This window comes from Salinicoccus sp. RF5 (genome assembly GCF_020786625.1).
In the GTDB taxonomy this organism is placed as follows: Bacteria; Bacillota; Bacilli; order Staphylococcales; family Salinicoccaceae; genus Salinicoccus.
In genome coordinates this window covers 967,811-980,635 of sequence record NZ_JAJGRC010000001.1, presented here as the reverse complement: position 1 = coordinate 980,635, position 12,825 = coordinate 967,811, and the positions used below count along the sequence as shown (strand labels likewise).

The window sequence follows — 12,825 nt, the reverse complement described above, 5'->3', positions numbered from 1 at the left end:
GAGAAAATGAAAAAAGTGACAATGTTCGTCTGGAACCATTTTACAAACGATGCCCGTGTCATGCGGGAAGGGATGGCACTCAGTGAAAACAATTACGATGTGAACCTGATTGCGATTGAGAACAGGAAGGACCCGAGGGCCCAGGCATTCGAAAAAATCAATGGCCGTTTCAGGGTACACCGTGTACCGATGTATCCATGGCTTCTTGAAGTGTACCAGAACAATAAAAAAGAGTTTGTCATCAGTGTGGCTGGAGTAACGACTTTAGTCGCTCCAGCTCTTTTCTATAAATCGTGGCTGCTGATGTCCGCATATTTCCTGTTCCTTGGGATTGCCTATGGCGTCGTGAAGAACAGCAGTGCAAGACGCAACATGATCAAGCTTGTCAGGAGCATGAAGATGATCATCAAAGGGTACAGGCAGAATGCAGACATCTATCATTCGAATGATCTGAACACCTTGACCCAAGGCGTCATATGTTCGAAACTGAGGTTCAAGCCGAAGAAGCTTGTCTATGACTCCCATGAAGTACAGACGGACCGAACAGGATATAATCCGAAAATCATTGAAAGATGGGAGGGTGCACTCCTGCCCTTCGTCGATGAAACGCTCGTCGAGAACCACACACGTGCGAAGAAGCATGAAGCGCTTTATGGATATTATCCACATACGCTGTATAACTACTCTGAACTGTATGATATTGAAGATAAGCCCAAAAAAGATCTCCATGAAGCACTCGGCTTGCCTGCGGATGAGAAGATTCTCCTGTATCAGGGGGGCATTCAGCCGGGCAGGGGGCTTGAACTGCTCGTGGACATGATGCCGCTGGTCAAGGAGGGCACCCTTGTGTTCCTTGGAGATGGCCGCCAGAAGAAGGAACTCGAAGAGATGGTCAGGGAAAGACAGCTTGGAGAACGAATCCGTTTTGTTCCAAAAGTTCATCTGTCCGAACTGCCCTCCTATACACGTAACGCATATCTCGGTTTCCAGGTGCTGCAGAATATCAACTACAATCATTACTCTGCATCCTCCAATAAGCTGTTCGAATACATCATGGCACACGTGCCGGTCGTCAGCTGTGATTTTCCAGAAATCAGGAATGTAGTGGAAGGTGAGTCGGTTGGCTTCTCGATAGATGCAGCGAGCCCCCACAACATTGCAGAAGCAGTCAATCGTCTTGTTGCGGATGAGGCACTCAGAGAGACGTTCAGCAATAATTGTAAAACTGCGAAATATAAGTATAATTGGGATATTGAAAAAGAGAAGCTGCTGAATGTATATGACAAGCTCTCCCAAGAATGATGAAGGAAGGTCATGCATATGACTTATAAAGTGAAAGTTGAAAATGTATCGAAAGTCTACGACTTGAACCGGAGCAAGATATCAAAACTGTTATCTCTCTTTACGCTGGGACATTTTTATAAAGAAAAACCTTATTTCGCTCTAAGAGATATAAACTTTGAGGTCCAACCTGGTGATTCGGTGGGAATCATCGGACTTAACGGCTCAGGGAAGTCTACTTTATCTGACCTTCTTGGTCAGGTTACCGTGCCTACTATGGGAAAGGTGAAAATTAATGGACAAAGCTCCCTTATTGCTATAAATGCGGGGCTCAACCAAGATCTTACTGGAGAAGAAAATATACGTATGAAATGTTTGATGCATGGTTTGAGTAAAGAAACCATTGATGAAAGGTATGAAGATATAGTGGAATTTAGTGAGCTGGGAGAGTTCATTAAGCAGCCTATAAAAGCCTATTCCAGTGGAATGAAGTCGAGGCTTGGTTTCTCTATAGCCATCCATACAGACCCTGACGTTTTGATTGTTGATGAGGCGTTATCGGTTGGGGATGAGACCTTCTCCAATAAATGCATAGACAGGATGAAAGATTTTCAGAAACAAGGGAAAACTATATTCTTTGTTTCACATTCGGCCAAACAAGTCGCCAAAATGTGCAATAAAGCCCTTTGGGTCCATTATGGAGAGCTAAAAGATTATGGTGAGTGTGTACCAATAGTGAATGAGTATGCGAGATTTATTAACGAGTTCAAAGCCATGAGTAAAGAAGAGCAACTTCAATATAAAGAAGATATGATAAGTAAGCAGCAGGAAAAAAGCCAGAGCTTGAGTGTGGAAAAATACAAACGACCGTGGTTGAGATATTTGCCTGGACTTTCAATATTAGGTTTGTTTCTATACAGCATACTGAATCAACTGAATTTCTTCTAGGGGGAAGGGTATGGATAAAACATTAACAAGAAAGCCTTTTGTTTTCTCTCCAAGAGAATTGGATAGAATAAGGGATGAGTTCGATTGTACAGAAGAATTCACTTCTGGGTATTTATACTATGATGAGAAGACTGCAGTGAAGAAAGTGTTCAGTGATGGAGTAAAAGTAGTTCTTGTGGGATATATCCTTGATATTAGCAGTGGAGAAAAAAGTGCTGAAGAAATCCTTAAGAACTTATGTGAGTTATTCAGTTACGAGGACAAAGAAGCCTTCTACAATCAACTTGATTTTATGAATGGACGATATATCCTTATTATGGACGATGGAAAAGACACGCAATTGTATACTGATGCCACATGTATGCGTCCAGTTTTCTATTGGAATAAGGAGATTTTTGCATCTCATGAATCTTTAGTCAATCATGCAGTGGAAAAAGAAAAAAATATAAAACTGAACCGTGATTGGTATACTATGAACGGTTTTCTGGATTATTCCAATACTGAAGAAATATACAAAATGAATCCAAACGTCTTGTTCTCATCAGTCAAAAAAGATTTTGTCCGCTATTACCCCAGGGTAACTTCACAGCGGTTATCTGTAGAGGACGTAATTGAAAACACATTACCATATTACCAACCTCAAACCGAATGGTTAAAGGAGAATTACAATAAGATATACCAGTCAGTGACAGGAGGGTTTGATTCTAAAGTTTCTTTGGCTCTAACAAAGCCAATTATGGAGAATATTGAATACTTTACTTATATGATTAACCTTGATAATACCCCTGACACACCTTTTAGCCGTATATACAAAAAAGATAAAGATCTTGTGGATCGTCTTATCTATAACTTGAGACTTGATCATAAATATTATTTCTTCAGCGACTATGTTATACCAGATGAATATGAAGATACCCTAAAAAAGACAGTATCATCAAATCATTCCTATATATTAAGTTATTTAACTTATAAGGAGTTCATACCGGAATCCGTTCATGTAAAATCTACTATATATGAGATTGCTAAGTTACCGTTTTTAATAGAGTATGACCATACTGAGGATGTTGAAAAACTTCTAAAAGTAATATCCACATGGGCACCAAAATCATTCAAGAAGAACACGAAATGGCTTACTAAAATGTTCAAGGGTTATCTGGAAAGATCTAAATTCGACTTAAGCAATGAATATTCTTATAATTTGCCAATGCTCTTATATTGGGAGACCCGCATGGGAAATTGGCACGGAAACATTACTCATGAAACTGATAATACCTTAGAAACTTTCATATTTGTAAATAATAGATATATACTTAATCAATTCATGTTTCTAGAAGTAGGGGCCCGTCGCGATAAGCTATACTTTACGAAGATTGTCGAAAGGTTCTGGCCGATGTTGAATTATTTCATCCCTAATTCCTACAAAACGCTAGAAGATATTTCTGAATACAGTCACTCAGTGAAGTTAGAAGACACCGATGTGTACTTGGAAGAATTGGTTAATGTGGAAGTATCTTTTGCCGAGAATAATTTGTATATAAAACCTAAAGGCGGCACTCGTCTAAGAGATGATGAGGTTACGTTTACCATCAGGAATAACACTAAATCAGATAAAGAAATTGGTATAAAGGGATTCTATCAACATCCTCAAAAGAACATATTCATCTTGATTGATGGAAAGAGTCAATCAATCAATGTTTTCAAAGAAGGTAAAAGCGTAATACTGCAAGCAGGGAGCACAATGAAAATAGGTTATGAATACACTAAAAACTTTAATAGAGCGTCTTGGTTTGAGGCAGGGAAACTTCAGGTAAAGATGTTGTAGAAGATAGACACTCTATAAAGATTTCTTTTACTTAAATGCAACTGTTGCTGATATCTGTATAGTGTGTGCCAATTGCTCTAATAAGATTCAATAAGATATGGTAATTTGAAAATTTATTAGAATTTGCTATAATGTCTAATGTTGTGAATAATTAATGGAAGAGAAGAGGATGTAAAGTTATGAAATTGACGACAGTTGGTTTAGGATACATCGGTTTGCCAACATCTATCATGTTTGCAAAACATGGTGTAGATGTTCTTGGTGTAGATATCAAACAGGAAGCAGTGGATATGCTTAACAACGGCAAAATCCATATAGAAGAACCGGGTCTACAGGAGGCTTTGGAGGAAGTGATTGATCGCGGCACATTCCGCGCCTCTACAACTCCTGAAGAAGCAGACGTCTATATCATCGCAGTTCCAACACCAAATAATAATGATCAATTTAAATCCTGTGACATCTCAATTGTCATGTCCGGTGTGAAGAGCATCGTGCCTCTTCTCAAAAAGGGCGATACAGTTATCGTCGAATCTACGATTGCCCCACGCACTATGAATGACAATGTTGCACCTTACCTTGAAGAACAAGGATTCATTATCGGTAAGGACATCTTCCTCGTCCATTGTCCGGAACGTGTGCTGCCAGGCAAAATTATGGAAGAACTCATCTACAACAACCGTATTATCGGTGGCATGACACCAGCTTGTGTCGAAGCTGGCAAGAAAGTTTATGGAACATTCGTCAAAGGCGAGATGATAGAAACAAACGCCAAGACTGCAGAGATGTCCAAACTTATGGAGAACACGTATCGTGATGTGAATATTGCACTCGCCAATGAACTCGCGAAAATTTGTAACCATCTCGATATTAATGTACATGAAGTCATTGAAATGGCGAACAAACACCCAAGAGTGAACCTGCATACACCAGGGCCTGGTGTAGGTGGTCACTGTCTCGCGGTTGACCCATACTTCATCATTGCTGAAGCTCCTGAGAAATCCCCATTGATACAGATGGCTCGGGAAATCAATAACTCCATGCCGGAATATGTCGTCGAGTATACGAAAGAGATATTGAACAAACTTGGTGGCAACAAGGTTACTGTATTCGGGCTGACATATAAGGGTGATGTGGACGATATACGGGAATCCCCGGCTTTCGATATTTACGAACTGCTGAGAAAAGAAACGAACCTTGATGTTGTCGCCTATGATCCACATGTCAAGATGGACTGGGTAGAAAAAGATGTAAAGAAAGCAGTGGCCGACAGTTCCCTGGTACTGGTACTAAGTGACCACAGCCAATTCAAGAAAATGACGGATGCAGACTTTTCCACGATGAAGGACAGCTATATCTTCGATACGAAAAACGTGATGAAGAATGACTTCAAAGAAGTGAAATACTACAACTACGGCAATATACAAAAAGTGGACAACACTCTCGACATTGAATATAACAAAGCGTAAAAAGGAGAAGCATTGCTTCTCCTTTTTTAATATTCGAACATAAATTGATGAGGCTCTTAAATGGACTCAATTGCTATGATTACATAAGCTTAAGGATACAGCTTCGAACTAAGAAACAACTTTCAATAGAGTTTATATAAATTCGGAACTGAGTTCAGTTATGTTACAATTTATATAGCTAATTTTAGTTGTAATAGTATATAAATGGAGGATGGAATGGGAATAATCAATGTACTTAACCAAACACTTAGGCGGCAAAAGACAGAGGATATGAGTCAGATGGAAGAACAACCCTCATACGAGACAGAGAAAAAAGTCGGCAGTATCACTACAATCCTTACAAATCATACACTGGATAATGGCTACGAAAGAATTGATCTTACGCCAACAGGGTTCAAAGAAGAAATTGAAAGCAATGAACTCCGTACTGTAATTATTGATAATGATATCTATGAGATAGACCATGACTGGTTCGGTTTCTCTTACCACGACTTAATCGAATATGTAAAAGGCAGCAACTTGAGGTTAATAGTGATTAGGAACACCGATGTGCCTATACAGACATTATTAGAGTCATATCTTACTATAGAATTATCGGTAGAGGTGGATGAGGCAGCTTTCGAAGGCAATATTTTAAAGCTTCCATTACTGGTGGATCAAGGGACTATAAACCCAGTAGATTCTGAGAAGAGATTGGATGTTGTATACTTTTATCTGGGAACTCATGTAAGGAACAAAGCAATACAGCATTTCCATGTTAAAGCACTCCCAGAGAGAGAAGAGGTTGTGTGCAAAAAATTAAACCGCGAACAGCTTAATTTACTATTATCCAAGATTAAAGAATCTAAGATATTATACATAGATTATATAGAAAATATTGATGAGAATATATTAAGATATCTGGAAATAATTGCGTGCATGTCGAATACCTTTGTAGTTTTCGATTCCAGATATGAATCAGAAAAGCTATATGCTTTTCAGTCAACAACCGATCAAGGCAATGTTGGTAAGATGCGTGCCATTATGAACAGTCAACTATATAAAGATAAACAGGTATTGCCTAAGCAACGTCAAGCGTTTCTGAACAATTCATTTATAACTAGACATCCTCTTAATGAAATAATCAATGGAAAGCTAGATAGTAAGAGACCAATGGTAAGTGTCATCTGTTCTACAAACCGTAAACAAAATATTGATTTTTTCATTATCCAGATGAAAGCACAAACGTATGTCCATCTACAAGTTATTCTTTTGACACACGGGTTTGTATTGAGTGATAAAGAAAAAGAAGAATTGCATAGAATTGCTAGTTTTGAACTTATTATATTGGACGAACCAAAGGAAACTTCTTTTGGGCATTGCCTCAATAAATGTATAAATCAAGCTACATATCCAGTTGTGACAAAAATTGATGATGATGATTATTATACGAAGAACTATATCATTGACCAGTGGATTGCCTTGAAATATAGTGAGGCTGATTTAGTAGGCAAAGCATCCCAATTCGTATATATCGAGGAAGAGGATTTGATGATAAAAAGGGAACATGACCGTTACTTTAAGTTTGATAGATTTATCATGGGAGCGACTATTATGGTAGACACTTCATATATGAAAAAATTTATGTTCAGTGATCTGCCTGCTGCTGTAGATACCGACCTTCTAAGGCGTGTCAGAGAAAAGGGTGGGAAAGTTTATCAAGGACATCCTTACGAATTTTGTGTTTTCAGAGGTGCTGACAAGGGGAGTCACACATGGAAAGTTGAAGATATGGCAATGATGAATAAAGCTGAGGTAATATGCTATGGGGATCCTAAACCCACTATTACTATAGATTAAGGGGTAAGTCACCTGGGTTGTAGGCTGTAATGCATTCTAGACTATAATAATAATATTGGAGTAGTTTCATGAGCATATATGATAATTTAAAGAATAGAAAAGAAAAAGTTGGAGTCATTGGTCTAGGGTATGTTGGTTTACCATTGGCTCATGCTTTCTCTAAATCGTTTGATGTTATCGGTTATGATATCGATGATGGTAAGATAAAGGATTATAAAAAAGGAATAGACAGAACTAATGAGGTAGGAAATGAGGCATTGAACAATAGTCACATTCAATTTACAACAGAAGAATCTATGTTGGGTGAACCTATATTCATTATAGTGACAGTACCAACACCTATTAAACCAGATAAATCGCCGGATTTATCACCAATAATAAACGCTACAGAAATGATAGCAAGAAATATGAAGCGTGGAGCATATATAATTTATGAATCCACAGTTTATCCAGGTGTTACAGAAGAGTTATGTATACCCCTTATAGAAAAGCAAACAGGCATGACTTGCGGAAAAGATTTCTTTGTAGGTTATTCCCCGGAAAGGATTAACCCCGGAGATCCAGTAAATAGGGTTGAAAATATAATGAAGATCGTTGCAGGTACTAATGACAATGTTACTCGTACTATAGGAGAGGTGTATGGAGAAATAATAGTGGCAGGAATTCATGAAGCTCCCTCAATAAAGGTGGCAGAAGCTGCTAAGGTACTGGAGAATAGTCAAAGGGATGTCAATATAGGATTTATGAATGAAATGGCAATGATATTGGATAAAATGAATATAAATACCCAGGATGTCCTAGAAGCAATGAGTACCAAGTGGAATGCTCTAGGATTTTATCCAGGATTGGTCGGGGGACATTGCATAGGTGTAGATCCATATTACTTCATTTATCAAGCAGAACAGCTAGGCTATCACTCACAAATAATTTCTGCGGGCCGTAAAATCAATAACAGTGTTCCAGAGTTTATCGTTCAATCTCTTGTTAAACGGATGATTCAAAACAACATCAATGTTAATAACAGCAGAGTACTGGTTTTCGGTCTCGCCTTTAAAGAAAACACAGCTGATATAAGAAACTCCAAGGTTCTTGATATAATTGATCTTTTAAATGATTATAATATTAATGTGGATATTATCGATGACGTTGTAGAACCAGTTACATCGAAGAAATTTAATCACATAGATATCAATGAAATACAGAGTGATCAATATGATGCATTGGTTTATGCAGTAGATCATAATAGTTTTAAAAAGTTGGGAGACATAGAACGATTTATAAAAGACACAGGAATAGTAATGGATTTGAAAAACAGATTCGTTGAACGGGCGAACGTCTGGAAACTATGAGGATTTCTTTAAAAATTAAATAATTAAAGTTAAGCTATTTTAATGATGTGTGCATAATAACATTTGATAATATAGAGTAAATAGGAATCTATGAAATAGTTCTATATAGGTGTTTGTTTTATTCAGTTGTAAGATGATTTAAAGTCAATTACTTAAGATAGTATTAAGAGAGTTTCAGTGTCACTTGATTCATGGTATCATTTATGATTGGAGTAAGATAATACAACCCTAAAGGTGACCCGATGAAAATTCTACTCATTACACAGAACTTCTATCCTGAGATCGGCTCAGGGGCAAATAGATTCAAAAACCTATATACGCAGCTGTCGAAGAACCATGAGGTTACAGTGCTCACCACAAAGCCGACATATCCGAATGCGAAGATGTACAAGGATGACAAGTACTGGAATGAACCACTGATCAACAATTCGACCGACATAATGCGCCTCAATATGCGCAGTGATAAGCAAGGCAAGACGATGGCTTCACGCATGCTCTACTACTTGGAGCTTGCCTACAAGGTGCGCACCTACATAAGGAAGTACCAGCATGAATATGATGCAGTGTATGTGACGACGCCGAACATCTTCCTGCCGTGGGCGACATTCTTCTTTCAGAAGAAGCTGAATTCGACCAAAAGAATCCTTGAAGTGCGGGATCTCTGGCCCGACAGTGTGCGGGATATCGAGAAGATCAACATCGACAAATTCTATCCCACACTCAAGTTCATGGAGAAGATGATGTACCGCAAGGCGGACAGGATCGTCATCAACAATGAAGGCTTCCGTGCCCACATTGCCAAAATGGCGCCGCTGAAGAGTCAGCTCTTCCTCCCGAACGCCTTCACCTCAAACGAGGTCGGCTTCAGGCAGCTGCCTGAAGATTTCAAGGTAATCTATACCGGCAATATCGGATTCGCACAGAGCTATGATCAGCTGATCGAGGTCGCCCACATGCTCGAGGAGCGTGAGATCATCTTCAACGTCATCGGCTACGGGGTGAATGCACACAAGTTCAACCACTACATCAAAAAGCACAACTTCAAATATGTGCATACACACGAAGAGAAGAGCCGGTCGGAATGCCTCGACATGATCCGCCACCACAGCATCCAGCTCTCACTGCTTAAGGAGAGCGATGTCTTCCTGAATGTCCTGCCGGGCAAGATCATCGACGGCATCGGCTGCGGCATCCCGGTGGTCACGAACCTCGGCGGCTATACCAACAGCATGATCAACACATACAAGGTTGGCTTCGCGAAGGAGAAGGCCACAGCTGAAGAGATCATCGAAGCGATCGAGAAGATCAGGGACAACGCGCAGCTTGAAGCCTCATACCGGGAAAACTCAAGAGCGCTGCTCGATGAAAAGTTCCTTTGGGAAAACAATATAGAGAAACTCGAGAAGTTTCTGGAGAGCTGAAAAGGCGATGTACCTCACTGGTGCATCGTTTTTTAATTGAGTATCATTTCGGGGTAATCATACCATATGTTTTCTTCGGACTTTTTCAGTCAGCCGTGATAGAATGACATAATCACTAAGGAGGAGGGGAGACCATCATGACAAATATCAATGTGGAACGTGCCTATTTCACATATGAAGCATTCGTATTCATTATAGTGTTTACATTGCTGTTCATGGTGACCAACATCTTCATGATCGACTACCGGAACCTCCAGAGTATGATAGCTTCACAGGACCCCTTCATGATCCTGATGCTTGCGGCAATCCTCGTATTCCTATATAAGAATGCCCGCATTTCGCTGTCCCCGCTCAGAAAAATGTTCCTTACGCTTTGGGGACTCTATATCGGGTCACTGTTCCTCAGCATGGTCATTGCCGGACACTTCGTCTGGACAGAGGCGTTGATTCTGCTCATGGTCACGGCGCTCCTTTTCTACCGCATACCAGGCCGGCTCGTAGTGTATCTCGTCATCGGTGCACTCCTAAGCCTGCCGTCACTGCTCCTGATCGACCATACGCTCAATGAATCGGGTGCGACGCTGGTTCTTGTATTCACAGCAGGGCTTCTGCTCATGCCGAGGACGAACAGGGCTATGATCTTCTATATGCTGCCGACGTTCCTGATATTGAACATAATTACGACAAGCAGGACGGCGATCTTCACCTATATGGCCATCGCCTTCCTGCAGCTTGCCTGGATCAACCTGTACAGGACGACGGAGACCCAGAGGAAATGGTTCCTCGGTATCGTCACCGGTGGGGTGGCCATCGTCCTCCTCATTTTCGGCAGATCGATATACCGGTTCTTCGTGGGATACAGTACCACCGGGCAGGGATTCAATATGAATGAATTCACTTCCCACCGCTATGAACTGTGGGCGACGGTGTGGCACAACAGGCAGTGGTTCGGGGAGGGGCATTCATACTTCAACTTCACGGATCTGATCCACGCCCACAACATCTTCTTCGATACGCTGGGACGCTACGGCATCATCCCACTGGTGCTGTTCATCCTGGTGCTTGGGGTGATCAGCCTCTTGGCGACGACCAAATACACGCTCGGCATCCTGCTGTACTTCGGTGCCTACATCTTCATCGGGCTGTTCGAATACAACTACCTGTTCATGTTCGTCTACTTCTCGCCGATCGTGCTGCTGTTCATCTTCATGGCGTACATCTTGACACTCAGGGAGGACATGTCCGATATGAATGCGGCCAAATCTGGAAAATAGAATCCCTGGCACAGCAGACTTCTGCTGTGCCTTTTTTAATGCGCTTTGAGTCAGTATATTAAATTTTCTGAAAATATATAGTACAATGGAGTTGTCGAATATATTAGGAGGAACTGCATGTGGCATATTAGAAGGTTTGAGGAACTGTCCCTTGAAGAGTTGGCAGAGATATTCCGTCTGCGGCAGAGGGTGTTCATATTGGAGCAGGAAAGCCTGTTTGAGGATATTGATGGGAGAGATGGAGAAGCGGTGCATATCTTCCATCAGGAGGATGACATGATCAAATCCTACTGCCGGGTGATGCAGGCGGATAAGGTCGTCATCGGCCGTGTGCTGGTCAATCCTGATTACAGAGGAGAGGGCAGGGGGAAGGAACTGTTCGACTATGCCCTTGAATATGTAAAGCAGGAACATCCGTCGACACCGGTCGTCATCACGGCCATGTGCTATCTGGAGGACTTCTATGAGACTTTCGGCTTCAGGCGGATATCGGAACGCTATGACATTGCGGGGCATCAGCATGTGGATATGGCACTGGAGCAGTAAACCAAATAGGCATGAAGAAAGGGCTGGGAAATCATGATGATTTCTCAGCCCTTTTTGCGTTGGCGTGTCTTCGAATATCCGAACAGCCGCATGATGCTGCTGATGATCGGTGTATGGAGCATCATGAACTGGGCGACCTTCATCACCCGTGTGATGCGCTTCGGCTGCTTGATGAGCCGATACAGCCACTCGAGCTGGAATCTGATCCAGATGTCGGGTGCGCGCTTGGCTTCACCGGAGAGGACATCGAAGCTGCCGCCGACGCCCATGAAGACGCCTTTGTTGAAGCGGTCCATATGGTCCCTGATCCATTGTTCCTGCTTCATCATTCCGAGTGCGACGAAGATGATGTCGGGCTCGGTGGCCGCGATGGACTCTACGAATGCCTCATCGTCAAGGTCCGCATAGCCGTGGTGGCGTCCGGCGATCTTGAGTTTCGGGAAACGCCTTTCTGCCCGTTCCACAGCTTTACGGTTGGCGTCTTCCTTCGCACCGAGGAAGTAGGCGCTGTAGCCCTGCTCTTCGGCATAGGCGAGCATCGCGCGCATGGTGTCGATGCCGCTCACCCGCTCCTGGAGCGGTGTGCCCATCATTTTTGCTGCATTGATGATGCCGATGCCGTCAGGCAGTACATGGTCCGCAGACTGCACGGTTTCCTTGAAGTCAGGGTGATCGCGGGTGGCGATGACGATTTCGGGATTGGCAGTGACGATGAAGCATTTGTCCGCGCCATCAAGGCATGGGCGTACGGTACTCTCCATAAAGCCTTCCAGCGTCGTATTCGTGAATTCGATCTCCATCACTGTAACGTTTCCGTGCTGTTCAATCATAAGATCCCCTCTATTTCTATAGAAAAATACCGGTCAGGGCGACCGGCGG

The 12,825-nt window shown here is 41.8% G+C and carries 10 protein-coding genes; 9 read left to right on the top strand and 1 reads right to left on the bottom strand.

Annotation, left to right across the window (positions count from 1 at the left end):
* The first annotated feature begins 6 nt into the window (after nt 1–6).
* From LLU09_RS05135 to LLU09_RS05095, 9 genes are all read left to right on the top strand, one after another.
* A complete protein-coding gene (locus LLU09_RS05135) occupies nt 7–1,302 on the top strand; it encodes a glycosyltransferase (RefSeq protein ID WP_228310760.1) in 1,296 nt (431 codons plus the stop codon).
* 18 nt (nt 1,303–1,320) lie between these two features.
* Nucleotides 1,321–2,229: an ABC transporter ATP-binding protein gene (locus LLU09_RS05130; protein ID WP_228310759.1), complete on the top strand. Its 909-nt coding sequence runs from the start codon at nt 1,321–1,323 to the stop codon at nt 2,227–2,229.
* Nucleotides 2,230–2,239: 10 nt separating this feature from the next.
* On the top strand, nt 2,240–4,051 hold the full coding sequence (locus LLU09_RS05125) for a hypothetical protein (protein WP_228310758.1): 1,812 nt from the start codon (nt 2,240–2,242) through the stop codon (nt 4,049–4,051).
* Between the two features lie 179 nt (nt 4,052–4,230).
* Nucleotides 4,231–5,517, top strand: a complete 1,287-nt coding sequence (locus tag LLU09_RS05120; RefSeq protein ID WP_228310757.1) for a nucleotide sugar dehydrogenase — start codon at nt 4,231–4,233, stop codon at nt 5,515–5,517.
* Between the two features lie 216 nt (nt 5,518–5,733).
* Nucleotides 5,734–7,356, top strand: a complete 1,623-nt coding sequence (locus LLU09_RS05115) for a glycosyltransferase family 2 protein (RefSeq protein WP_228310756.1) — start codon at nt 5,734–5,736, stop codon at nt 7,354–7,356.
* A 68-nt stretch (nt 7,357–7,424) separates the two neighbouring features.
* Complete coding sequence (locus LLU09_RS05110; RefSeq protein ID WP_228310755.1) at nt 7,425–8,705, top strand: nucleotide sugar dehydrogenase; 1,281 nt, start codon at nt 7,425–7,427, stop codon at nt 8,703–8,705.
* A 242-nt stretch (nt 8,706–8,947) separates the two neighbouring features.
* Nucleotides 8,948–10,126 carry a glycosyltransferase family 4 protein gene (locus LLU09_RS05105; protein WP_228310754.1) on the top strand — a complete coding sequence of 393 codons (1,179 nt, stop codon included), beginning with the start codon at nt 8,948–8,950 and terminating at the stop codon, nt 10,124–10,126.
* 137 nt (nt 10,127–10,263) lie between these two features.
* A complete protein-coding gene (locus LLU09_RS05100) occupies nt 10,264–11,400 on the top strand; it encodes an O-antigen ligase family protein (RefSeq protein ID WP_228310753.1) in 1,137 nt (378 codons plus the stop codon).
* Nucleotides 11,401–11,517: 117 nt separating this feature from the next.
* Nucleotides 11,518–11,946, top strand: a complete 429-nt coding sequence (locus tag LLU09_RS05095; protein WP_228310752.1) for a GNAT family N-acetyltransferase — start codon at nt 11,518–11,520, stop codon at nt 11,944–11,946.
* Between the two features lie 44 nt (nt 11,947–11,990).
* On the opposite strand, the gene LLU09_RS05090 is transcribed toward LLU09_RS05095, so the two are convergent.
* Complete coding sequence (locus LLU09_RS05090) at nt 11,991–12,776, bottom strand: WecB/TagA/CpsF family glycosyltransferase (RefSeq protein WP_228310751.1); 786 nt, start codon at nt 12,774–12,776, stop codon at nt 11,991–11,993.
* Nucleotides 12,777–12,825: the final 49 nt, after the last annotated feature.

Coding starts and splice junctions, on each gene's coding strand:
- LLU09_RS05110 (WP_228310755.1), top strand. CDS start 7,425: ATGAGCATATATGATAATTTAAAGAATAGAAAAGAAAAAGTTGGAGTC.
- LLU09_RS05120 (WP_228310757.1), top strand. CDS start 4,231: ATGAAATTGACGACAGTTGGTTTAGGATACATCGGTTTGCCAACATCT.
- LLU09_RS05090 (WP_228310751.1), bottom strand. CDS start 12,776: ATGATTGAACAGCACGGAAACGTTACAGTGATGGAGATCGAATTCACG.
- LLU09_RS05105 (WP_228310754.1), top strand. CDS start 8,948: ATGAAAATTCTACTCATTACACAGAACTTCTATCCTGAGATCGGCTCA.
- LLU09_RS05100 (WP_228310753.1), top strand. CDS start 10,264: ATGACAAATATCAATGTGGAACGTGCCTATTTCACATATGAAGCATTC.
- LLU09_RS05130 (WP_228310759.1), top strand. CDS start 1,321: ATGACTTATAAAGTGAAAGTTGAAAATGTATCGAAAGTCTACGACTTG.
- LLU09_RS05125 (WP_228310758.1), top strand. CDS start 2,240: ATGGATAAAACATTAACAAGAAAGCCTTTTGTTTTCTCTCCAAGAGAA.
- LLU09_RS05095 (WP_228310752.1), top strand. CDS start 11,518: ATGTGGCATATTAGAAGGTTTGAGGAACTGTCCCTTGAAGAGTTGGCA.
- LLU09_RS05115 (WP_228310756.1), top strand. CDS start 5,734: ATGGGAATAATCAATGTACTTAACCAAACACTTAGGCGGCAAAAGACA.
- LLU09_RS05135 (WP_228310760.1), top strand. CDS start 7: ATGAAAAAAGTGACAATGTTCGTCTGGAACCATTTTACAAACGATGCC.